Raw genomic sequence first — 21,253 nt, 5'->3', positions numbered from 1 at the left:
CACGTCCTGAGCGGAGTTTCCGATTATGTCATTGACGGCGCGGCGCGACGGAAGACACACCCCTAGCGCGTTGGGGCAAACAATAGGGGTGTGTTGCGTGCAGGATTGTCGGTTGGGTCACGAAAACAATCGATCGCAGGTGATGTGAGAACTTTCAACAATTCGCGTGACAACAACCGGCGGGTGGCGACTGGGGAAATTCTCACGGTGATCGCTGGTAGATTTCCCGGGGCTTTTGGGGGAACCAATCAACGGGAAAGGTGACGAGGTGACGCGTGTTCGCACGGGCCGAGCTGGCTGATATCAGCGATCTGCTCCAGCTGTACCGCAGGGTGTACGGGCGGAGCTACGCGTTGCCGCTGGGCACCGATCCCGAGGTGATGGCGGCCGAGATCCGGTCGGACAGCACGATCTGGTTGGTGGCACGGGATCCGGCGACCAACCACCTGATGGCCTCGATCATGGCCACGGTCGACCCCGCCGACCGGATGGGCAAGCTGCAGGGCCTGGTCGTCGACCCCGAGCACCGGCGCGGCGGCGTCGCCCACGACGCGGTCGGCACGCTCGCCGACATGGTGCTGGACCAGGGGCTGGCCGACTCGGTGTACGGGACCGCCCGCACCACGTCGACCGCGCCACAGCGGATCTGCCAGCGCAACGGCTTCCACGCCATGGGCATCTTTCCCAACCTGCGCAAGGCCGACCGGCACGAGACCATGGTGCTGCTCACCCGTTACCGCGACGGCGTGCTCGACCAGCGGCACTCGGTCGAGCGGGTGCCGGCCGAACTGGCCGGCCTGATCGAAGCCGTCGACCAGCAGATCCCTTGGCCACGCCGGCCGGTGATCGCCGACGGGCCGGCGACCCGGCCGGTCCCCGGATCGACGCGCTCGGTGGTGGAACTGGTGGACGCGCCGCGGTTCGTGCTCGGCCGGTTCGACGAGATGGTCACCGACCCGGTGCGCCGGTTCTACCCGTTCCACACGCCCAACGTGATGCTCACCGACACCGAGGCCGGCTACGAGCTCTACGCCCACCTGAGCCGCGGCGACGGCTACTGCACGCTGGTCGGCGCCGCGCCGACGCCGATGGCGGTGGCCGCGCACCTGGACCAGATCATCGCGCAGCTCAACAACTTCGGCGCGTACTACGTCGAGTCGCTGGTGCCGATGGACGCGTTCGAGGAGCTGACCGCGTTGCTGGGCAACGGTTTCCTGCCGGTGGCGGCCTATCCGGCGATGCGCCGCGACGGCGAGCTGTTCCGCGACTACGTGGTGATGGCGCGGACCATGCAGCCGCTGGACTTCCGCGGCCTGGCCATCGACAACGCGTTCCGGCCGTTCACCGAGCAGTACATCGACCTCTGGAAACAGCAGTACCTCAACACACACGGAGTTTTCCGGTGAACCGCTTCCTCGGGCCGGTCACGGTGCCCGATCCGACCGCCCTGGCCGACGTGCAGCGACTGTGCGACGTCGCCGACGGCTACACCCATGACGACGAGCTGTTCCTGCGCGCCATGAACGAGTCGAACGCCTGGCACGCCGAGCGTTCGCCGTTCTTCGCCTCGCTGTACGGCGACCGCGGGCCGATCGGCGACCTGCGCGAGCAGCCGTTCGTGCACGCCAACTTCTTCAAGATGCACCAGGCGGCGTCGATCGCCGACGCCGACGTTCGGGCACATATGACCTCCTCCGGCACCACCGGCCAGAAGTCGCAGATGTCCTTCGACGACTGGACTCTCGGCGCGGGCCGGCGCATGGTCGCCCGGCTGTTCGAGCACAACGGCTGGATCAGCGACGAGCCGGTGAACTACCTGCTCTACTACTACCAGCCGCAACCAGACCTGAACTTGGGCACCGCCGCGACCGGCCAGCTGACCTGCCAGTTCGCGCCGGCCAACACGACCGAGTACGGCCTGCCCAACACTGGGTCCGGCCACGAGTTCGACCCGTTCGGCGCCATCCGCGCGCTGCTGCGCTACGCCGCCGAGGGCCTGCCCGTGCGGATCTTCGGCTTCCCCTCGTTCCTGGCCTTCACCCTGGATCGGATGCGGGCCACCGGCGTACCCACGATCGAGCTGCCGCCGGGCTCGTTGGTGATGCTGGGCGGCGGCTGGAAGGGCAACACGGACAAGCAGATCGGCAAGCCCGAGCTGTACAGGCGGATCCACGAGCAGCTGGGCATCGCCGAAGACCGGATCCGGGACAGCTTCGGGTCGGTCGAGCACTCGGTGCCCTACTTCGAGTGCGCCAACCACAGCATGCACGTGCCGAGTTGGTCGCGGGTGCTGATCCGGTCGGTGCGCACGCTGGAACCGTTGCCGTACGGGAAGAAGGGCTACCTCCAGTTCCTCTCGCCCTACATCACCTCGGCGCCGGCGCAGAGCGTGCTGATGGGTGACCTGGCTTCGCTGCACCCGGCCGACGAGTGCGGCTGCGGCCTGGCCACGCCGTGGTTCGCGGTGCACGGACGGGCCGGGGTCAGCCGCAACCGCAGCTGCGCGATCGCCGCGGCCGAGATGCTCAAGGGACGGTCGTAATGCATTACTGGCAGGGTGAATGGGTCGACGACGAGGCGGCCGACAAGCGGCTGGACACACTGGCCGACTGCGCGCAGCGGGTGCTGGCCGGTCCGCCGCCCGGCCCGCTGGCCGTGCTGAACGCCTGTGACCGGCTCGGCCGTGAGCTGCGGGATCCGGCATCGCCGGTGCGGGAGCGGCTGATGGCGCGGCTGCGCGAGTGGGATCTGCCCGAGGACGAGGTGCAGCGCACCTTCACCGATCTCGCGGCCGCACTGGACCGGGAAGCCTTGGAGCGCAAGGTGTTGCGCGAGCTGGGCGATCTGGATCCGGCCCGGCTGGTCCGGTTCGACCTGCGTGAGCCGGTGTTCGAGGCGTGGGTGCCGGTCGGGCTGCTGGTCCACTTCGCGCCGGGCAACGCCCCGGCCGCTGGGGCTTTGAGCGCGCTGGAGGGTCTGCTGGCCGGCAACCTCAACGTGGTCAAGGCCAGTGGCGACGACTCGTCGTTCACCGGCGAGCTGTTGGCGGCGCTGGCCGAACAGGACGTGACCGGCACGCTCGCCGAGCGGCTGATCGTGCTGCGCTGTCCGTCGAGCCGGCGGGACTGGCTGCTCAGGATGTGCGAGCCGGCCGACGCCGCCGCCGCGTGGGGCGGTGAGGAGGCGATCGCCGCCGTCGCCGAACTGCTGCCCGCCGGCTGCCGGTTGGTTGACTGGGGTCCGAAGCTCTCCTTCGCCTACCTGACCGCCGACACCTGGTCCGACGGCGAGACGCTGGCGGCCGTCGCCGCCGACGTGTGCCGGCTGGACCAGCAGGCGTGCTCCAGTCCGCAGGTCGTGTACCTGGACACCGCCGACGAGGCCGAGGTTTTCGCCGTCGCCGAGCGGTTCGCGGCCGTGCTGGCCGAGGTCGGGGCGAAGACGCAGCCGCGTGAGCCCAGCCAGCAGGAGTGGGCGGAGATCACCAACACCGTTGTGGTGACCGACCTTGAGCAGCATCTGGGACTGACCAAGGTGATTGTGGATCCGGACGGTGGCTGGCGGGTGCTCGCCGACACCCGGTCGGCGCTGCGGGCCTCGCCGCTGTACCGGACGGTGTGGGTGAAGCCGTTGCCACGCGAGAAGATCGCCGCAGTGCTGCGGCCCATGCGGCGGTATCTCCAGACGGTCGGCCTGGCGGCGAATAGGCCGGACACCGCGGCGTTGGCGCGGCTGCTGGTCGGGGTCGGCGCGCAGCGGATCACCGTGCCCGGCGAGATGCTGTCCAGCTACCACGGTGAGCCGCATGACGGCGTGTACGCGTTGCAGCGCTACAGCCGCCGGGTCGATGTCCAGCTGGACGAGCGGTTCCATACCGACGCATGTCTCGACGACCTGATCGGTGCGCGCGAACTGCTCGCGCCACGGGTTCCGATCACCGGCAAGGGCGAGTTCGAGCAACTGCAAGGTGATCTGAGCCGCGCCGACGTGTTCTTCCACAGCGGTGGCAGCTCCGGCGCGCCGAAGCTGTCCGCGTTCAGTTGGGACGACTACCACGAGCACATGCGGTTCGGGGCCGAAGGGCTGCTGGCCGCCGGCCTGGACCCACGGACCGACCGCGTGATGAACCTGTTCTACGCCGGTCACCTCTACGGCGGGTTCACCAGCTTCTTCTCCACGCTGGAGGTCATGGGGGCCAAGCAGTTCCCGATGGGCGCCCAGCCGGCCGCCCAGCTGGAGGTCGCCCGGTCCATTGTGGACCACAGGGTGGACACTCTGGTCGGTATGCCCAGCAACCTGTTCGGATTGTTCATCGAGGGGGCCGAGATCCTGGGCGCCTACCGGGGCGTGCGCAAGATATTCTACGGCGGCGAGCACTTCAGCCAGCGGCAGCGCGAGGTGCTGACCGAGCAGTTCGGCGTCGAGGTGATCCGCTCCGCGGTCTACGGCAGCGTTGACGGCGGGCCGCTGGGCTATCAGTGCGAGCACTCGCCCAACCGGGTGCACCACCTGTTCACCGGCGTGCACACGCTGGAGATCGTGGACGCCGAACGGGACGAGCCGGTCGGGCCGGGCCAGACCGGGCGACTGGTGTTCACCGCGCACACCCGGCGCGGGCAGCGGCTGGACCGCTACGAGATCGGCGACCTTGGCCGCTGGCTGGCCGAGCCCTGCCCGTGCGGGCGGCGCACACCCCGGTTCGAGCTGCTGGGCCGGACTGGCGACGTGTTCCGGATCGGCCCGAACTTCCTGAACTACCGCCGGTTTGTCGCGGTGGCCGAGGACTTCGGCTACACCGGCGCCTTGCAGATCGTGCTCGGCGAGAACGGGGGCCGCGAGCGCCTGACCATCCGGCTGGAGCAGGGCCACGCGCCCGAGGACGCCGTCGACCGGTTCTTCGCCGGCTACGAGGACCTGCGCACGATGCTCGACCTGACCGACGTGGTGTCGGTGCACGTGCAACCGTTGCCGGTCAACGAGTTCGACCACGCCGCCAGCAGTGGAAAGCTGCGCGCGGTCGTCGACACCAGAACGAGGAACATCTGATGGCCCACCAGTCGTTGTCCGAACTCGTCGCGTTCGCGCGGGCGAACTCCCCGTTCTACCGGGAGCTCTACGCCGGGCTGCCGGCGGACGTGGACGACCTGACCGAGCTGCCGCTGATCGACCACGGGGCGTTCTGGGCCGCGAACACCGTGCACGGCAACACCTTGCGGACCGGGCCGCACACCGACGGCATCGTGTTCAAGACCGGCGGGACCACCAGCGCGCCGCGGATCTCGGTCTACACCAGGCCGGAGTGGCGCGAGATGGCCACCACCTTCGCCAGCGGCCTGCCCGCAGCCGGCGTCCGGTCCGGTGACCGCGTGGCCAACCTGTTCTACGCCGGCGAGCTGTACTCCAGCTTCGTCTTCACCCTCAACCTGTTCCAGGTCGCGCCGGTCGACACCGTGCAGCTGCCCATCGCCGGCGGGGCGGCCCCGGAGTTCGTCGTGCTGGCCCTGACCGAGTTCCGCGCCACCGTGCTCGCCGCCCCACCCACCTCGCTCTGCCAGTTGGCCCAACACGTTCGGGACACCGTCGGCTGGCTGCCCGATGTCCGGGTCGTCCTGTTCAGTGGCGAGGCCTTCTACGGCGACCAGCGGGCCCTGCTGGCGGCGGCGTTCCCCAACTCCTCCGTCCGGTCCATCGGCTACGCCAGTGTTGACGGCGGCATCCTCGCCGCCCCCGTCACCAACGAGCCCGATTCCCGCGTGCACCAGGCTTTCGCCCCGTCCCGCCTGCTGGAGATCCTCGACCTCCAGACCGGCGCGCCGATCACCACCCCCGGCCGGGCCGGCCGTGTCGTCGTCACCGACCTCGTCCGCCGCCTCCAGCCCGTCATCCGTTACCCCGTCGGCGATCTTGCCGAGTGGGTGGACCCCGCGGCCGGCACCTTCCGTCTCCTCGGCCGCTCCGACGAGGGCGCCCGCGTCGGCCCCGTCACCCTCTACCTCGACGACCTCCGCTCCATCGTCGAGCAGGCCGTCGGCCCCGTCAGCGGCATGCAGGTCGTCCTGCGCCGCCGGGACTCCAAGGACCAGCTCGTCCTCCGCCTCGCCGGCACCGGCTCCCGCGACTCCATCGCCTCGCGGTTGTCCGAGGTGCGGCCGATGTTCGCCGACCACGTCCGGCGCGGCCTCATCCAGCCGCTGGCCGTCGAGTGGGTCAAGACCACCGACCTGCACACCAACCCCCGCACCGGAAAGCTGGTGCGGCTGCTCGACGAACGTGGCGCCTAGCCTCCTCGATACGACCGGCCCGGCTCTCCCTGCGGCGATCGGAACATCGGGTCGGGGCCGGGCCGGTGCCAGACCGGGTCGCCGCAGTCGATTCCCTGGGCGGCGAGGGTGCGCTTGACGACCTTGTAGGTGGCGGTGCGCGGCAGGGTGGTGGTGACGCGGACGTAGCGGGGGAGTTGCTTGGGGCCGAGGTCGGGTTGGGCGGCGAGGAAGGTGGCGAAGGCGGCGGGATCCAGGACGGTGCCGGGGCGGGGAACGATGGCGGCCATGACCTGGTCGCCGACGGTGGGGTCGGGCACGCCGTAGACGGCGACCTCGGCGATGTCGGGGTGACGGGCGATGATCCGCTCGATGGGGGCGGTGCCCAGGTTCTCGCCGTCGACCCGCAGCCAGTCGCCGGTGCGGCCGACGAAGTGGCAGTAGCCCTGCTGGTCGAGGTAGGCGAGGTCGCCGCTGTGGTAGCGGCCGTCGCGCAGCCGGGAGGCGTCGGCGTCGGGATCGCCGTAGTAGCCGGCGAACCAGCCGGCCCCGGCGGTGTTGACCAGCTCGCCGATCGCCTGGTCGGCGTTGGTGAGCCGGCCGTCGAGGTCGAATTCGGCTGGCGGGCAGGGTTTTCCGGTGTCCTGGTCGAGGATCACGGTGCCGTCAGCCAGTTTGCCGAGTGCGCCGGACGGGGTGTCGGGGCTGCGGGCGATGGCGATGCCGCCCTCGGTCGAGCCGAAGCCGTCGACCACCCGGCAGTCGAACCGCTCGGCGAAGCGGGTGAGGTCGGCCTCGGCGCCCTCGTTGCCGTAGACGATGCGCAGCGGATTGTCGTTGTCGTCGGCGGCTTCGGGAGTGGCCAGCACGTACGACAGCGGGCGGCCGACGTAGTTGGCGTAGGTGGCGCCGAAGGCCCGCACGTCGGTCAGGAAGCCTGAGGCGGAGAACCGGCGGCGTAGCGCCAGGGTCGCGCCGGCCGCGAGGCCGACCGACCAGCCGGCCATGATCGCGTTGGAGTGGAACATCGGCATCGACAGGTACACGGTGTCCGATGTGGACAGTCCGAACCGGTCGGCCAGCATCCGGCCGGGAAAGGCGATCTTGCCGTGGGTGCAGCGCACCGCCTTGGGATCGCCGCTGGTGCCGGAGGTGAAGATCAGCATCAGCAGGTCGTCCGGGACGGCCGGCACCGGCGCCAGCGGCGCGTCGGCGTGCGCGGCGACGATCTCCTGCCAGACGGGGGAGTGCAGGTCGATCACCCGGTCCGGGCCGACGCCGAGGTCCAGCCCGGCCAGCAAGTCGGCGTGCCGGGGCTCGGTGAGGATCAGCTGGCAGTCGGCCAGCCGGACGTCCCGGGCCAGGCCCGGGCCCCGCCGGGTCGGATTCAGCCCGACCAGCACGGCCCCGCCCAGCGCCGCGCCACCGAGCGAGAAGGAGAACTCCGGCACGTTGTCGGCCAGAATGCCGATGTGGAACGGAACACCGGGACGGCGTAACGCGGTGAAGGCGGCCGCGTAGGCCGCTGAGCGCCGGATGTGGGCGGACCAGGACCACGTGGCGTCCTCGAACCGCAGGCCCGGGTGCTCGTCGGCCGCCCTGGCCAGCAGTAACTCGGTGACGGTCGGGGTGTCAGGACTTGCCATGGCGGGGAACCGCGTCGTTGAGGTTGGCCAGCACAGCTCGCACCTTACCGAAGATCACAAGGTGGTGGCGGCCGTCGCCATCGCCTGTTTTCACGTCATGGTGCGGCCTTCGCCGAACAACGCGTCGTACGCGTCGGCTCCGATCTCGGCACCGGGATCGATGCTGGTCTGAGACAACTGCTCTCGGAGCACCCTCACGTGGGCAGGTTGCGGTCCACCACCGCGGCGGTCTCGCGGAGCACGGCAGTTATGGGGCGTCCGAGTTCCTGCCCTGGGTCGCTGCTGTATATGTCGACGGTAGCGATCTGCGCGGGGCTCACGATGATTACCACCCCGATCCTGTGGCCGTCCTTCCAGTCCAGCGCGGTCCCGTGATGGCGGTCACCGGTCCACGGGGACATCGCGGGCTCCGGGGTGGGGGGCTCTCCCACCCGTTCGCTGTCCACGAACTGCTCCACGGTGTGTGCTTGTTCCTCCAGGCTGACCGAGACAGCGCTGCCAAACAGGGTCGACCACGAGCACTCCGCATAATGGCCCGGGGAGTCCGACCTGTGCGGCGCGTTCAGCCGCAGTTCCTTCGCCTGGTCCAGCGAGATCAGCGCGCACGGGTCGATGCCGGCGACCAGTTCTGGCGGCGTGGTGCTCGTTGCCGCTGGGCGCGGCGCCGTTGCCGGGTCAGAGCAAGCCACCAGCGCTGTGACCAACAGGGCAACCACAGCGCCGACCACGACAGACCTCATCCCCGTCCGATCCCCCTTCGTCCCGCCACGCTACGTGGCACGGGAGCCTAACGGGCGAACCGCGTGACTGGGCGTCGAACGGGCAGAGAGGCACTGGCCCAACGCTTCCGTGCACTCATGGACTTCGGCTGAGGCAGGTTGCCGCGATGTTGTGGAACGCGGCCGCCAGCGGGTTGGGGTCGTTGGCGCGGGTGGCGAGGACGACCCGGCACGGGTCGATGCCCTCGACGGGAACTGTGGCGAGATCCGCGCGTAGCGTGCTGCGTCGGTCACCGGCGGGCAGAATGGCGATGGCGCGACCGTCGGCGACGAGTTCGAGCTTGTCCTCGAAGGCGTCGTCGGGGCTCGAATCGAGCGGCCCGCTCCAGATCGTGGGCGAGCTCGCGCAGGCGACGAACTGGTCGTCGGCCAGGTCGTCGAGCGTGACGGATTCCTTGCCCGCGAAGCGATGCGACCTCGGCACGACCAGCACCCTCGGCTCGTCGTAGAGGACGGTCACGCGCAGCTGGTCCGTCGGGAACGGCAGCGGCATCCGCGCCACGAGCGCGTCCACCCGAAGCTCGGGCAGGGCATGCGTGTCCTGCCAGTTCAGGTGGCGGGTGCTGACTTGAGCGTCGGGATGCCGACGGCGTAGTTCCCGCACCGCCGCTGTGATCACCAGGTCCGCGACATATCCGACCGTGATCGCCTGCCGAGGTGCGGCCGAGCGCGCGGTGAGCCCGGCCTGGCGGGCGGTGTGCAGCAACGCCTGCGCCTGCGGGAGGAATGCCCGGCCGGCTTCGGTGAGATGGCTGCCCTGCGGGGTGCGGTCGAACAGCCGCACCCCCAGCTCGTGCTCCAAACGCTGGATCTGGCGGCTGAGCGACGGTTGGGCGAGATGCAGGGCGGCCGCGGCACGCCCGAAGTTCAGGTGCTCCGCGACCACCGTGAAATACCGCACCAGCCGCAAGTCGAGGTCCACGCATGTCAAGTCTACTCGCCATGCGTCTGCGGTATGACGACGTGCGGAACAGGTCTTGGACGGTGAACCGGGAGGGGTTCTTGACTTGACGTCATGGCCGACTACGAAGGCAGGAATGTCGTGATCACCGGTGGCAGCAGCGGTGTCGGTTTCGCCACGGCGAAGTTGTTCGCCGGTGGCGGAGCGCGGGTTCTGATCACCGGTCGCACCCAGGCCACGCTCGATGCCGCGCACGAACAGTTGGGGGACAGCGCGGTGGCTGTCCGCGGCGACGTGGCGTCGCTCGGCGATGTGGCCGCTCTCGCCGGCCGGGCGAAGGCGGAGTTCGGCCTTGTGGACGCGCTGTTCGTGAACGCCGGTGCAACCCGGTCCGTGCCCTTCGAATCGATGTCCGAGCAGGTGTACGACGATCTGTTCGCGATCAACGCCAAGGGCGCGTACTTCACCGTGCAGAAGTTCGTCCCGCTGCTGCGGAAGGGCGGTGGCGTCGTGGTCACCACCTCCGTCGCGAACGTCAAGGGCCTGCCGATGGTCAGCGCGTACGCGGCCAGCAAAGCGGCACTGCGCTCGATGACCCGTAGTCTGGCCCGGGAGTTGCTGCCGCGACGGATCCGTGTCAACGCGATCAGCCCCGGCCCGATCGACACCGGCATCCTGGAGAAGTCGATGCCGAAGGACGCCGCCGAGCAGACGCGGGCGCGGATGACCGCGAACAACCCCATGCTGCGGTTCGGCGACTCCGACGAGGTTGCGAAGGCGGTGGCCTTCCTGGCTTTCGATGCCACCTACACCACCGGCGCCGAGTTCCCGGTCGACGGTGGCGCCTCCCAGCTCTGATCCTGTTCGAGTGCGCTGCTGACCCACCTCCGCACATCAGCATGACCGTGCAGTAGAAACCGGCCCGGCGGACCGGCAGCGTGTCTCGACCAGGCGTGCGGCGGAAACAGCGAGGGCAAGGGCCGCGAGGCGCGAACCTTGCGCCACGCCGGAGCCGACTTCAGCGCCTCATGTGATCGAATCGGTCGTATGACGATCGAGCACGTCCCTGTCTCCGGCGAGGGCCGCCTGTGGACGGAGAAGTCCGGCGACGGAGCGCCCATGATCCTGCTCCACGGCTCAGTCCATGACAGCCGCCTGTGGGACGGCATGTTCCCTGAACTCGGGCTCCACCACACCGCGATCACCGTCGTCGTCGGCGATCATGACCATCCGGAGATCGGTGTGATCGCCCGCCGACTCGCTGAGGGCATCCCCGGCGGGCGCCTGGAGATCGTGGCTGGGGCTGACCACTATCTGCCGCTACGTGCGCCGGAACGGCTCACGGAAATCCTTGTCTGTCAGTGAGCTGTTCGCAGGTCCGGTTCGCGACGCGAATCGACTACATGTTGGCGAGCCCGCGCAGTTGACCACAGGGGCGCCATGTGCGGGGTTTCGTCAAGATCGGCTGGGTCGGGCCTGAACGCTGTAGCGCCCGACAGAGATCGGTGCTGTGACCGACAGCACAGCTGTCGCTGTCAGATTCGGCGTTCGTCAGATGTCCTCACTACAGCCGGGTCAGAGGGCTGGCAACGGCAGAAGGGAGCCGACACATGGAAACCGTGACCGTGCGGCGAGTGATCGCGGCGCCGATCGACGAGGTCTTTGACTGGTGCGCCACCACGACCAACTACACCCGCAGCCCGCTCGTGCTGCGCGCACGCCTGGCCCGCCATGGGCAGGGCGCGCCCTACGGTGTCGGCGCCGTCCGTCTGCACACCTGGCTCATCGGCTGGTTCCGGGAGCGCATCACCGCCTACCACCCGCCGCGCGAGTTCTCGTATGTCGTCGAGCGCAGCTTTCCCCCGGCCCGCCATGAGCTCGGCCGGATGACCTTCACCGAGGTACCTGGAGGCACCCAGGTCGTGTGGACCACCCGCGTCGGACTTCCCGTCCCGTTCGGCGACGCGCTCATCCGCAGGGTCGCCGGGCCCGTGGTGGCCCGCGTCTTCGGCAGGATCCTCGACGCGGCCAGCACCGCGCTCACCGGCAGGCCGGGCGGCCGCGCCTGACCCGGAAGAACCCAGGCAGCCGAAAACACCGCTTCCGCGCGGTCGGCGACACCCTGATGGACGCGCGCACAAGCCAGGCTGCTAAGTGTGCCGCCACGTGCGCCTCCCCCAGACCGGCGCACGAGGTCGTGACGCTGTTCTACCGGTTGCTCAGCGAGCACGTGGAGGAGATGCTGCTGATTGTCTACACGCCGACGGTGGGGGAGGCGTGCCGACGGTTCAGCGCGGCCAAGACGCTTGGTGAAGCCTCGCCGGCGCTGGCCGATTCGGTCGAGCCGCTGCTCCCGTCGTGGGAAGACGTGCCGGAGATCGCCGACTCGGTCCGGAATGCCCGCTGGGTTCCGCAGTACCGCTCCTGACGGTTCACGCCTTGGCGTCGCGGCGCAGGGCCGGGATGAGCACGGCGGCGACGGCGGTGTGCACCAGCACGAGAGCGATCTTGGTCCCGGTGGTGGCGTCCTCCAGGAAGATCGGCGGCAGCGAGAGCGCCAGCACGGCGGCGGCGATGATCGTCCAGACCGCGCGGGACCGGCGGGTGAAGCGTTCGAGCACGGCCAGGCTGGCCCAGCCGAGCACACCGAAGACGGCGCTGAAGATGAGCACGACGGGGAGGCTGATCGTGACCGCGCCCATCGAGTCGCTGAGCAGGAAGTCCACGCCGGCGGCGCTGGCGATCAGCCAGACGACGGCGGCCCCGAGCGCGGCGGCGACCACCGAGCCGGCGCGGCGCAGTCGCCGCGTGCCGACGGTGGTGGGCTGGGCAGTGGTGGTCATGGCGGGCTCCGTTCGACTGGTTGGCCCCTCGGCGGGGCCACTGCCACTGCGTCGGAAGGGGCTGGCCGTTCTCGACATCACCCGCCAGGATTTTTCGAGAGGGTCGACCCGCCGCACTGGAAAGGCAGGAAGCGATGTGCCGCCTCTTCGGCCTGACGGCCGCCCCGGACCGGGTGCGCGCCACGTTCTGGCTCCTGGAAGCGCCGGACAGCCTGGCCCGGCAGAGCCGCCGCAATCCCGACGGCACCGGGCTCGGCACGTTCTCGCCCGACGGCACGCCCCGGGTGGAGAAGCAGCCGCTGGCCGCCTTCGAGGACCAGGAGTTCGCCCAGGAGGCCAGGGACCGTGAGTCGAGCACGTTCGTGGCGCACGTCCGCCACGCCACGACCGGCGAGCTCGTGCCCCGCAACACCCATCCCTTCGAGCAACACGGCCGCCTGTTCGCGCACAACGGCGTGCTCGCCGGACTGGATCAACTGGAGGCCGAGCTCGGCGACCACCGGGACCTGGTCGCCGGCGACACGGACTCGGAGCGCCTGTTCGCGCTGATCACGAAGCGCGTGGACGAAGCGGGCGGCAACGTCACCGCCGGCATCACCGCCGCCGTCCGCTGGATCGCCGACACCCTGCCGCTGTACGCGATCAACCTGGTGCTGACCACGCCGACCGACCTCTGGGCGTTGCGCTATCCCCGGACCCACAGCCTGTTCGTGCTCGACCGCGGCGCCGGCGGCCCGCACGGCGGCCGGCACCTGGAGCACGCCAGCCCGACGGGCCGGCTGCGGGTGCGGTCCGGCGACCTGGCGACCCGGCCCGCCGTGATCGTCGCCAGCGAGCGGATGGACGAGGACGCCGGCTGGCGGCCGCTGGCGTCCGGTGAGCTGCTGCACGTCGACAGCGAGCTCACCGTCCACCGCGAGGTGATCATCGACCACACGCCGGCGCACCCGTTGGAGCTGCGCCACCTGGACGCCCGCGCGCGGGCGGCCCAGGAGGCGACCTGAACCGGGATCAGCCCCTGGGCAGCACGTCACCCAGCACGGAAGGCACGCCCCACCAGTCGGTCGACACCACGCTGGCGTGGTGCGCCGCCAACAGCGCCACCCTCGCCTGGGCGGCGTCGACCGGTGGGTTGTTGGCGTCCAGTGTCGGCGCGACGCTCTGCGCGTCGGTCATGATCAGGATGTAGTGGTTGGTGTCGTACCAGGAGGTGTCGATGCTGGTGACGTAGGTGTTGGCGTCGCCGTCGAAGACCACGAACCAGGGCCGCAGGCTGGTGTCGGTGAACTTCACGCGGGGATCGCCGGCCACCGCGCCCAGCACGGAGGGGAACATCGTGGCCTGGCCGAGCGTGCCGGCGGCGCGCAGGCTGTTGAGGTAGGTGGCGTACTCGACGTCGCTTTTGGGGTTGTGGAGCGGATTCTGCTGCTCGACGGTGCCGGTGATGAGGTACATGACCAGCTTGCCGGCCAGCGCGGAGCGGGTCGGCCACGCGTTGGCCTTTGCGGCGTCGTCGAGGGAACTGTGGCTGCCCAACAGATCCGACGGCCGGTAGAGGATGTCGCCGACGTGGCTGGCGACGTAGGCGTCGAACTGGCTGGGGCCCATGCCCACACCCGCGCCGAAGCCGTCCTTCATCTCGATCTTGACGTAGACCGGGCCCGCGGTGGGGTGCGCGGCCAGCCAGTACTTGATGTCGTCCAGGCAGGACCCGAGGTCCTTGTTGGCGCTGCCGGTGTAGATCTGGCTCGGCGAGGTGGCGTCGACGCAGTTGTTGGCGTTGCCGAACGGGTTGCTGTGGCTGACTTTCCACTCGTTGGTGAAGAAGTCGTCCCACACGTCCAGTTCGAGCAGTTTCGCGCCGGCGTCCAGCGACTGGGCCAGATACGGGTAGGTGGCGCCGTCGTCGTAGGTGTTGTGCAGGCCCACGACGGTGGACTGGGACAGCGGCAGGTCACCGGTGGTGTCGGCGCCGGCCGGGGCGGCGGAGGCGATCAGGGCGACGGCGACGGCCAGGGCGCCGCCGAAAACGCGAATGCGCTTCATGTCTGAGCACCGTAGTGCGGACGGCCCTCGGCCCGCAGCGCCCAGATGGACGCCGCGGCGGGCTTGTCCCGGTCAGGCGCGGGGTGTCGGCTCTGGTGGCAGGCCCGCTTCGGCGAGCAGGGCCTCGTGGATCAGTTGCAGGTGCGACGGTTGCGTGGCCAGCGCGTGCGGAATCGCCGTCGAGGACGGCGCGGAGACGCCGGCCAGCGGATCGTCCGTGCGCGGCGTCGTGAGCGTGAGGACCCCGCCCAGGTCCGGGGCCACCGCGTCGCGATGAGTGAGCGCGGGCAGCGACCACCGGTGCTCGACGGTGGCCAGGATGCTGGTGTGGTCCAGCGGAACAGTGCCCGGCGCGCGGAACACCGTGCCGGCCTTGATCAACGGACTGATCAGGACGGTCGGCACCCGCGGGCCGAACCGGGTGAAGTCGAAGCCGAACTCGCCCGGCGCGGCGTCCGGCGGCGTCGCGCCCCAGGGCGGCGACACGTGGTCGTAGCAGCCGCCGTGCTCGTCGTAAGTGATGATCAGCAGGGTGGAGTTCCACGCAGGCCCGCCGCGCACGGCGTGGTAGACGTCGAGGATCAGCTGCTCGCCGCGGGCGACGTCGTAGTTGGGATGCTGGCTGTTGCCGGTGGAGCTCCAGCTCGGCTCCAGGAACGCGTACGCGGGCAGCTTTCCGGACGCGCAGTCGGCCTGAAAGTCGGTGAACAGCCCGGTGTTCGCCTTCGGCGCGGTGGCCGTGTCCGGAAAGTCCAGCTTGGTCAGCGGCGCGCGGGTGTAGCCGTAGATCCGCCAGCTGAGCTTGTGCTTGCCCAGCAGGCCGAAGACGCTGGGCACGGTGAACTTCTTCGTCTTGTCGTCCAGGTGCCCCTGGCTGGTGCCGGCGCAGACGAACGCCCGGTTGGGCATGGTCATCGTGGGCGCGGAGCAGTACCAGTGGTCGCACACGGCGAATCCCCGCGCCAGGCCGCTCAGCACCGGCAGCGTGGTCGGCGTGTGGCAGGACATGATCATGTCCTCGGTGGTGCCGGGGACCACGTACCAGCCCTTCGCCTGGTTCTCCTTGATGGCGGCGGCGTAGTCGGTGACGAACCCGGTCATCGGCGCCACCGCACCGGCCGGCGGCGGGGCCTGCGAGCCGTACAGCTGATTGTTGGTGGCTGAGTAACCCTCACCAGGGTCGGCGCCCGGCAGCAGATAGGCGTTCGGCGTAGACGGGGTGATCTGGCGGACCGGCGTCGCCGTGCCGTCGCTGCCGGGACAGCTCTCCTTGCCGGTCAGCCCCTCGAAGGGCTGGCCGAGCGGCGAGGTGTTGCCGGCGTCGTGGTAGAGGTAGCCGAGCATGTGGTCGAACGAGCGGTTCTCCAGCATCAGCACCACGATGTGATTGATCGCCTTCAGCCCTGCTGTGCTCATTGGACACTCCTCGGCGACGGTGTGGTCTTCCACCGTCCCGCCGCGTCCGTGACCGCGGCAAGCACGCTGACTCGGATGGCCGCAGGGGCCATCGTGCGAGTCGGCTGACACGGTCGCGTGACTGCGCCGGGCCTGTCGCCGTGATGGGCGGCCGTGGCGTCTGAAGAGCAAAAGCGCTGCGGCGAGACGGGACCGCTGCTAGGATTCTACCGTGCGGTCAGTTAACCAACCGAGCGGTAAGCAGGAGCGGACGTTCGTCGAGCAGGCGCGTCGGGCCCAGCTGGTGCGATGCGCCATCGAGGCGATCGCGGAGCTGGGGCTGCCACGAGCGTCGTTGGCCGAGATCGGCCGGCGGGCGGGGGTCAGCAAGGCGGCGATCTTCTACCACTTCGCCAATCGCGACGAGCTGGTCCAGGAGGTCCTGGTCGCCGCGGTGACCGAGGGCGCGGAGTTCATGGCCGAGCGGACACGGCGGCAACCCACCCCGGCCGGCGAGTTGCGGGCCTACATCGAGGCGAACGTCGAATACATCGCCACTCATCGCGACGCGGTCAAGGCGCTGGTGACCATCGCGATGAACTTCACCGACGAAGACGGACGTTCCCGGTTGCTGCCCGACGCCTCCGTGTACGGCGAGAGCCTCGAGCCATTGCGGGACATCCTGCGGCGTGGCCAGCAGGCGGGCCAGTTCGGGGAGTTCAACACCCGCACCATGGCCATGACCATCCGTGCGGCCATCGATGCGATCGGCCCACAGCTGACCGCCCTGCCCGACCTGGATCTGGACGGCTACACCACCGATCTGGTGGCCCTGTTCGACCGAGCGACCAGGAAGGACGGCGAATGAACACCGAACACGACACCTCACCGAACACGGCTACGGCCACCGATCCCGCCGCCGGACAGGAAGGGAGCGCCTGGGGCCCCGCGGTCCTGGCCCTGGCGTTGGACGTCGGAGCTCCCCTGGCGATCTTCTACGGAGCCCGGGCGGCCGGCGTTGATCCCTGGCTGGCGGTGCTGCTGGGCGCTGTCGGTCCGGTGGTGGGCAACGTGATCAGCTGGCTGCGGCAGCGACATCTGGACACCACCGCGGTCTTTGTCATCGTGGCCATGGTCCTGTCACTGGTGGTCGCGCTGTTCACCGGCGACGCGCGGGCGCTGCTGGCCCGGGAGAGCTGGATCACCGGGGCGCTGGGCCTGTGGATGCTGGTGTCGCTGGCGATGGCGCGACCGTTCATGCTCGACATCGCCATCAAGATCAGCCCGCCGGCCACGGCGCGACGCTACGACCGGTTGTGGCGGGGCAATCCGGTGTTCCACCGGTGGATCCGCGTGGCGAGCCTGGCCTGGGGAGCCGCGTTCGTCCTCGACGCCCTGGCTCGGGTGGTCATGTCCTATGTGCTGCCGATCGACGTCGTGCCGATGCTCAGTGTGCTGCTGTTGGTCGGGATGCTCGTCGTCGCGCAGGGCGGCGTGATGTTGCTCGGTTGGCGCAGTGGCGCACTGGCCTTGATCAAGCGAGACGCTCATGACTGATCTCGCGGTGGGAACGCGCACCGTGCTCGTCACGGGTGGAGCGCACGGCATCGGGGCGGCGATCGTGCGCCGCTTCGCCACGGCCGGGCATCAAGTGCTGATCGCCGACACGGACGCGGTCGCGGGCGCCGAGCTGGCCGAGGCGACGGGTGCCAGGTTCCACCAGGCCGACGTGAGCGGTTTCGCCGACAACGAGGCGGTCGTCGCCGACGCGGTCGCGCACTTCGGCGGCCTCGACGTGGTGTGCCTCAACGCGGGTGTGCCGGGAGGCGCCGGGATCGGTGAGGACTTCGACTCCGACCGGTATCGCCGCGGCATCCAGGTCAACCTCGACGGAGTGGTCTACGGGGCGAACGCGGCGCTGCCGGCGCTTCGCGGCGGCGGCGGAGCCATCGTCGTCACCTCCAGCCTCGCCGGCGTCGCGCCATCGGCCGACCTCTACTACTCGGCCGCCAAACACGCCCTGATCGGGTTCGTGCGATCCCTTGCGTTGTTGGTGGCAGGGGACGGCATCACGGTCAATGCGATCTGTCCGGGCTTCATCGACACCCGGATGGTGGCGGCGTATCGCGACGCCCTCGTCGGTCACGGACTGGCCGTCGGCCAGCCCGACCACGTCGCCGAGGCGGTGTCGAGCATCCTTGCCGGTGGCGGGAATGGCCAGGCATGGCAGGTGCAAGGCGGGCGGCCTCCGACCGCCATCAGCTTCCCGGACATCACGCTCAGTCGGCGCGCCGTCGAGCGGCCCTGATCGCCCGACCTCGGGTATGAACGGATTTTATCGACGCCAGACCAACTACTTGTTGGACACGGATCGCACCGCCGATGAGGATGGACGCGTCACGGAAAGACAATTCCCGACCGTGAATTCTCCGATCCCGCAAGTGAAGGAAGAATCGGCATGATCCGCGCCAAAGCTGTCAAGGCCGCCGTTGTCGTGGTCGGCCTGGGCCTGGCCATGACCGCGGCCACCACGTCGGCCGTGGCTGACTCCGCCCGTCCGCCGGCGGGTGTGCAGGTCGGCATCGACCTGCGTGGTCGCCCGAATCCGTACCAGTTCCTACCCAGGGTGCGGTCGTTCTCGCTGACCAGCAAAACGGTTCGCGACGGCCAGCCGATGCCCCTCGACCAGAAGTCGGGAATCTTCGGCGTGCCGGGTGGCAAGGACATCTCCCCGCAGCTGTCCTGGTCGGGATTCCCAGCCGACACCAAGAGCTTCGTGGTGTCGATGTACGACCCAGAGGCGCCGACCGGCAGCGGCTTCTGGCACTGGGTGGTGGCGAACATTCCCGCCACCACCACCTCGCTGCCGCTGGGCGCGGGCACACCGGACAGCCACCTGCTGCCCGCCGGCGCCCTCCAGCTCAACGGCGACGCCGGCACGCCACGCTACATCGGCGCCGCCCCGCCGGCCGGTTCGGGCGTGCACGACTACTACCTGACCGTCACCGCATTGAACGTGCCCAGTGTCGACGTCACCGCGAACACCAGCGGAGCCCTGCTCGGTTTCACCATCGACAGCCACACGGTCGGCCGGGCCACCCTGATCAGCCCGACCCGCGGCTGACCGCCACTCCTGGCCGGCGGCGCGAACGCCGCCGGCCAGCGGTGTCCGTTTTCATCGCCAGTGGATGGTAATCGATTGCCACATTGCGGTCAACGCTTGCCATCTGACCTGCGGAATCTACTATGAATTCGGTTTCATCGTTCACGACGAGAGGTGGGGATCTTGTCCGAACGGTCCTTTCGACGCCCGCGCGCACTGCTCGCCTTCGGCTCGGACGCGTGCGACCAGGTCTTTCCGCCCGATCTCCGGGCCGCTCTGGCCGGCTTGGCGAGTGTCCGCCGTGTCGCGGAGTTCAGCCCCGGCCCGACGTTGGCCGCCGCGGAGGTGATCATCACCGGCTGGGGCGGCCCGGCGCTGGACGCCGGCTGCCTGGAGCACACGCCCAGGCTGCGGTTGGTGGTGCACACCGGCGGCAGCGTGAAGGAAGCCCGGATCACTCCGCTGGTCTGGCAGCGTGGGATCGAGGTCAGCTCCGCCGCCGCGGTGAACGCGGTGCCGGTCGCCCAGTACACCGTCGCGGCCGTGCTGCTGGCCGGCAAGCGCGCGTTCCGGCTGGCCGCCGACTACGCCGGCGGCCGGTACCGGCACGTGCCGCCGGACCTGGCCACCGGCAACGCCGGCCGCACCGTCGGAGTGGTCGGCGCGTCCCGGATCGGCCGGCTGGTGCTCGCCCAGCTGCGCGAGCACGGTTTCCGGCTGCTGGTCAGCGATCCCTATCTGACCGCGACGGCGGCCGACCAGCTCGGCGCCGAGCTGGTGGCGTTGGACGACCTGCTCGCCGCCAGCGACGTCGTCACGCTGCACGCCCCGCTGCTGGCGCAGACCCGCCTGCTCATCGACGACCGCCGGCTCGGGTTGATGCGTGACGGCGCGGTGCTGGTCAACACCGCCCGCGGCGGGCTGGTCGACACCGAGGCGCTGGTCCGCCACTGCGCCCGCATCGACGCGGTGCTGGACGTGACCGAACCGGAGCCGTTGCCGCCCGGGCATCCGCTGCTGCGACTGCCGAACGTCCTCGTGACGCCACACATCGCCGGCGCGCTCGGCACGGAGGTCCGCCGCCTCGGCGAGTTCGCCGTCGCCGAGATCAGGCGGTGGCTCGCGGGGGAGCCACTGGCCGGGGCCGTGCGCGTCGAGGACCTGGCGCGCATCGCCTGAGGGTAACGTCCACCTGATCACGTTCAGGTGCGACAGGACGGAACGATGCCCCGCAGCAGTGGCAGTGCGAAGGCGACGGTCAGCGACGTGGCGCGGCACGCCGGCGTCTCGGCGGCGACCGTGTCCCGGGTGCTCAGCGGCAACCACCCCGTCTCCGGCGCGACCAGGACGAAGGTGCTGAGGGCCATCCGCGAGCTGGACTACGTGGTCAACGCGGCCGCGCGGGCGCTGTCGGGCAGCCAGCCGCGGACAGTGGCGATCATCCTGACCGACGTGTCGGCGCCGTTCTTCAACACGGTGGCGCGGGGCATCGAGCGGCAGGCCGCCGTGGAGCAGCGGCTGTGCCTGATCAGCTCCACCGACGGGGATCCCGACCGCGAGCTGGCGATCGTGTCCATGCTGCGGGAGCAGAACACCGGCGCGGTGTGCCTGATCGGCGGCGTGCGGGACACGCCCGAGTACCGGTCGCGGATGGCGGCGCTGGCCTACGCCCTGCACGAGGCCGACTCCCGCCTGGTGCTGTGCGGGCGGCCGTCGCCGGGGACGGACCTGCCGGTCACGGTGGTGGAGTACGACAACGAGGGCGGCGCGTTCGCGGCGGCCAGCCACCTGTTGTCGGCCGGCCACCGCGAGATCGTCTTCCTCGGTGGGGCCGAGGGCAACACGACCACCACCGAGCGGCTGGCCGGGCTGCGCCGGGCGATGGCCGCCTACGGGCTGGAGCTCGCGCCGGAGATGGTCGTGCCCGGCGCGCTGGTGCGGCGGTTCGGCTACCAGGCGACCAAGCGGTTGCTGGCCGAGGGCCGGGAGTTCACCGCGATCTTCGGCTGTGACGACCTGGTGGCGGCCGGCGCGGTGGCGGCGCTGCGCGATGCCGGCGTGGACGTGCCGGGGCAGGTGTCGGTGATCGGCTACGACGACCTGAGCCCGGCTGAGGACGTCTATCCGGCGTTGACCACCGTGCACATCCCGCACGACGAGATCGGCCGCACGGCGCTGCGGCTGGCCCTGCACCGGGACGACCCCGACCTGCCCGACCAGCACGTCGTCCTGGGCACGCACATCGTGGTGCGGCAGTCCGTCGCGCCCCGGCTGCCCTGA

21 protein-coding genes are annotated in these 21,253 nt (G+C 69.9%); 15 read left to right on the top strand and 6 right to left on the bottom strand.

The window, feature by feature from the left end; genetic code table 11:
• Positions 1-275: 275 nt before the first annotated feature.
• Genes JJ691_RS16770 through JJ691_RS16755 form a run of 4 tightly spaced genes read left to right on the top strand, consistent with a single transcriptional unit; the run spans position 276 to position 6,281 of the window.
• Positions 276-1,406 carry a GNAT family N-acetyltransferase gene (locus JJ691_RS16770; RefSeq protein WP_211769685.1) on the top strand — a complete coding sequence of 377 codons (1,131 nt, stop codon included), beginning with the start codon at positions 276-278 and terminating at the stop codon, positions 1,404-1,406.
• The gene (locus JJ691_RS16765; RefSeq protein WP_211769684.1) at positions 1,403-2,542 is read left to right on the top strand and encodes a LuxE/PaaK family acyltransferase; all 1,140 of its coding nucleotides are present in this window, start codon (positions 1,403-1,405) and stop codon (positions 2,540-2,542) included. Before JJ691_RS16770 ends, JJ691_RS16765 begins: the two co-directional genes overlap by 4 nt.
• A complete protein-coding gene (locus tag JJ691_RS16760; protein ID WP_211769683.1) occupies positions 2,542-5,046 on the top strand; it encodes an acyl-CoA reductase in 2,505 nt (834 codons plus the stop codon). Before JJ691_RS16765 ends, JJ691_RS16760 begins: the two co-directional genes overlap by 1 nt.
• Entirely contained in the window at positions 5,046-6,281 is a 1,236-nt protein-coding gene (locus tag JJ691_RS16755) for a phenylacetate--CoA ligase family protein (RefSeq protein WP_211769682.1), read from the top strand. Before JJ691_RS16760 ends, JJ691_RS16755 begins: the two co-directional genes overlap by 1 nt.
• Here the strand turns inward: JJ691_RS16755 and JJ691_RS16750 are convergent.
• The 3 genes from JJ691_RS16750 to JJ691_RS16740 form a co-directional block, all read right to left on the bottom strand.
• Positions 6,278-7,906, bottom strand: coding sequence for a long-chain-fatty-acid--CoA ligase (locus JJ691_RS16750; protein WP_211769681.1), 1,629 nt, complete (start codon positions 7,904-7,906; stop codon positions 6,278-6,280). The genes JJ691_RS16755 and JJ691_RS16750 overlap by 4 nt on opposite strands.
• Positions 7,907-8,100: 194 nt before the next feature.
• Positions 8,101-8,634, bottom strand: coding sequence for a hypothetical protein (locus JJ691_RS16745; protein WP_211769680.1), 534 nt, complete (start codon positions 8,632-8,634; stop codon positions 8,101-8,103).
• Positions 8,635-8,761: 127 nt separating this feature from the next.
• Entirely contained in the window at positions 8,762-9,607 is an 846-nt protein-coding gene (locus JJ691_RS16740) for a LysR family transcriptional regulator (protein ID WP_211769679.1), read from the bottom strand.
• A 93-nt stretch (positions 9,608-9,700) separates the two neighbouring features.
• Between JJ691_RS16740 and JJ691_RS16735 the strand changes: the two genes are divergently transcribed.
• From JJ691_RS16735 to JJ691_RS16720, 4 genes are all read left to right on the top strand, one after another.
• Complete coding sequence (locus tag JJ691_RS16735; RefSeq protein ID WP_211769678.1) at positions 9,701-10,444, top strand: SDR family oxidoreductase; 744 nt, start codon at positions 9,701-9,703, stop codon at positions 10,442-10,444.
• A gap of 189 nt (positions 10,445-10,633) precedes the next feature.
• Complete coding sequence (locus JJ691_RS16730) at positions 10,634-10,951, top strand: alpha/beta fold hydrolase (RefSeq protein WP_211769677.1); 318 nt, start codon at positions 10,634-10,636, stop codon at positions 10,949-10,951.
• 245 nt (positions 10,952-11,196) lie between these two features.
• Positions 11,197-11,655 carry an SRPBCC family protein gene (locus tag JJ691_RS16725; protein ID WP_211769676.1) on the top strand — a complete coding sequence of 153 codons (459 nt, stop codon included), beginning with the start codon at positions 11,197-11,199 and terminating at the stop codon, positions 11,653-11,655.
• A gap of 128 nt (positions 11,656-11,783) precedes the next feature.
• A complete protein-coding gene (locus tag JJ691_RS16720) occupies positions 11,784-12,014 on the top strand; it encodes a hypothetical protein (protein ID WP_211769675.1) in 231 nt (76 codons plus the stop codon).
• A 4-nt stretch (positions 12,015-12,018) separates the two neighbouring features.
• Here JJ691_RS16720 and JJ691_RS16715 read toward each other — a convergent pair whose 3' ends face one another.
• Positions 12,019-12,429 carry a DUF6069 family protein gene (locus JJ691_RS16715; RefSeq protein WP_211769674.1) on the bottom strand — a complete coding sequence of 137 codons (411 nt, stop codon included), beginning with the start codon at positions 12,427-12,429 and terminating at the stop codon, positions 12,019-12,021.
• Between the two features lie 134 nt (positions 12,430-12,563).
• Between JJ691_RS16715 and JJ691_RS16710 the strand changes: the two genes are divergently transcribed.
• Positions 12,564-13,433: a class II glutamine amidotransferase gene (locus JJ691_RS16710; RefSeq protein ID WP_211769673.1), complete on the top strand. Its 870-nt coding sequence runs from the start codon at positions 12,564-12,566 to the stop codon at positions 13,431-13,433.
• A gap of 7 nt (positions 13,434-13,440) precedes the next feature.
• Here JJ691_RS16710 and JJ691_RS16705 read toward each other — a convergent pair whose 3' ends face one another.
• A complete protein-coding gene (locus JJ691_RS16705) occupies positions 13,441-14,475 on the bottom strand; it encodes a phosphatidylinositol-specific phospholipase C domain-containing protein (RefSeq protein WP_211769672.1) in 1,035 nt (344 codons plus the stop codon).
• Positions 14,476-14,547: 72 nt separating this feature from the next.
• Positions 14,548-15,891, bottom strand: a complete 1,344-nt coding sequence (locus tag JJ691_RS16700) for an alkaline phosphatase family protein (RefSeq protein WP_211769671.1) — start codon at positions 15,889-15,891, stop codon at positions 14,548-14,550.
• Positions 15,892-16,102: 211 nt separating this feature from the next.
• On the opposite strand from JJ691_RS16700, the gene JJ691_RS16695 reads away from it, so the two are divergent.
• From JJ691_RS16695 to JJ691_RS16670, 6 genes are all read left to right on the top strand, one after another.
• Positions 16,103-16,738 (top strand): TetR/AcrR family transcriptional regulator, encoded by a 636-nt coding sequence (locus JJ691_RS16695; protein ID WP_211769670.1) that lies wholly within the window; start codon positions 16,103-16,105, stop codon positions 16,736-16,738.
• Positions 16,735-17,427, top strand: a complete 693-nt coding sequence (locus JJ691_RS16690) for a VC0807 family protein (RefSeq protein WP_211769669.1) — start codon at positions 16,735-16,737, stop codon at positions 17,425-17,427. The genes JJ691_RS16695 and JJ691_RS16690 overlap by 4 nt, the downstream gene beginning before the upstream one ends.
• Positions 17,420-18,178: an SDR family NAD(P)-dependent oxidoreductase gene (locus tag JJ691_RS16685; protein ID WP_211769668.1), complete on the top strand. Its 759-nt coding sequence runs from the start codon at positions 17,420-17,422 to the stop codon at positions 18,176-18,178. The genes JJ691_RS16690 and JJ691_RS16685 overlap by 8 nt, the downstream gene beginning before the upstream one ends.
• A gap of 150 nt (positions 18,179-18,328) precedes the next feature.
• Positions 18,329-18,994: a YbhB/YbcL family Raf kinase inhibitor-like protein gene (locus tag JJ691_RS16680; RefSeq protein WP_306291374.1), complete on the top strand. Its 666-nt coding sequence runs from the start codon at positions 18,329-18,331 to the stop codon at positions 18,992-18,994.
• Positions 18,995-19,156: 162 nt separating this feature from the next.
• A complete protein-coding gene (locus tag JJ691_RS16675) occupies positions 19,157-20,152 on the top strand; it encodes a hydroxyacid dehydrogenase (protein WP_211769667.1) in 996 nt (331 codons plus the stop codon).
• A gap of 45 nt (positions 20,153-20,197) precedes the next feature.
• Positions 20,198-21,253 carry a LacI family DNA-binding transcriptional regulator gene (locus JJ691_RS16670; protein WP_211769666.1) on the top strand — a complete coding sequence of 352 codons (1,056 nt, stop codon included), beginning with the start codon at positions 20,198-20,200 and terminating at the stop codon, positions 21,251-21,253.

The organism is Kutzneria sp. CA-103260 (assembly GCF_018263855.1).
In the GTDB taxonomy this organism is placed as follows: domain Bacteria; phylum Actinomycetota; class Actinomycetes; order Mycobacteriales; family Pseudonocardiaceae; genus Kutzneria.
Note: the sequence above shows the minus strand (reverse complement) of the source record. Positions and strands in the feature narration are given on the sequence as shown.

Bases quoted from the DNA above. Each gene is read 5' to 3' on its own strand.
- JJ691_RS16760 (WP_211769683.1), top strand. From the start codon at position 2,542: ATGCATTACTGGCAGGGTGAATGGGTCGACGACGAGGCGGCCGACAAG.
- JJ691_RS16755 (WP_211769682.1), top strand. From the start codon at position 5,046: ATGGCCCACCAGTCGTTGTCCGAACTCGTCGCGTTCGCGCGGGCGAAC.
- JJ691_RS16750 (WP_211769681.1), bottom strand. From the start codon at position 7,906: ATGGCAAGTCCTGACACCCCGACCGTCACCGAGTTACTGCTGGCCAGG.
- JJ691_RS16735 (WP_211769678.1), top strand. From the start codon at position 9,701: ATGGCCGACTACGAAGGCAGGAATGTCGTGATCACCGGTGGCAGCAGC.
- JJ691_RS16730 (WP_211769677.1), top strand. From the start codon at position 10,634: ATGACGATCGAGCACGTCCCTGTCTCCGGCGAGGGCCGCCTGTGGACG.
- JJ691_RS16725 (WP_211769676.1), top strand. From the start codon at position 11,197: ATGGAAACCGTGACCGTGCGGCGAGTGATCGCGGCGCCGATCGACGAG.
- JJ691_RS16715 (WP_211769674.1), bottom strand. From the start codon at position 12,429: ATGACCACCACTGCCCAGCCCACCACCGTCGGCACGCGGCGACTGCGC.
- JJ691_RS16710 (WP_211769673.1), top strand. From the start codon at position 12,564: ATGTGCCGCCTCTTCGGCCTGACGGCCGCCCCGGACCGGGTGCGCGCC.
- JJ691_RS16705 (WP_211769672.1), bottom strand. From the start codon at position 14,475: ATGAAGCGCATTCGCGTTTTCGGCGGCGCCCTGGCCGTCGCCGTCGCC.
- JJ691_RS16700 (WP_211769671.1), bottom strand. From the start codon at position 15,891: ATGAGCACAGCAGGGCTGAAGGCGATCAATCACATCGTGGTGCTGATG.
- JJ691_RS16690 (WP_211769669.1), top strand. From the start codon at position 16,735: ATGAACACCGAACACGACACCTCACCGAACACGGCTACGGCCACCGAT.
- JJ691_RS16685 (WP_211769668.1), top strand. From the start codon at position 17,420: ATGACTGATCTCGCGGTGGGAACGCGCACCGTGCTCGTCACGGGTGGA.
- JJ691_RS16680 (WP_306291374.1), top strand. From the start codon at position 18,329: ATGATCCGCGCCAAAGCTGTCAAGGCCGCCGTTGTCGTGGTCGGCCTG.
- JJ691_RS16670 (WP_211769666.1), top strand. From the start codon at position 20,198: ATGCCCCGCAGCAGTGGCAGTGCGAAGGCGACGGTCAGCGACGTGGCG.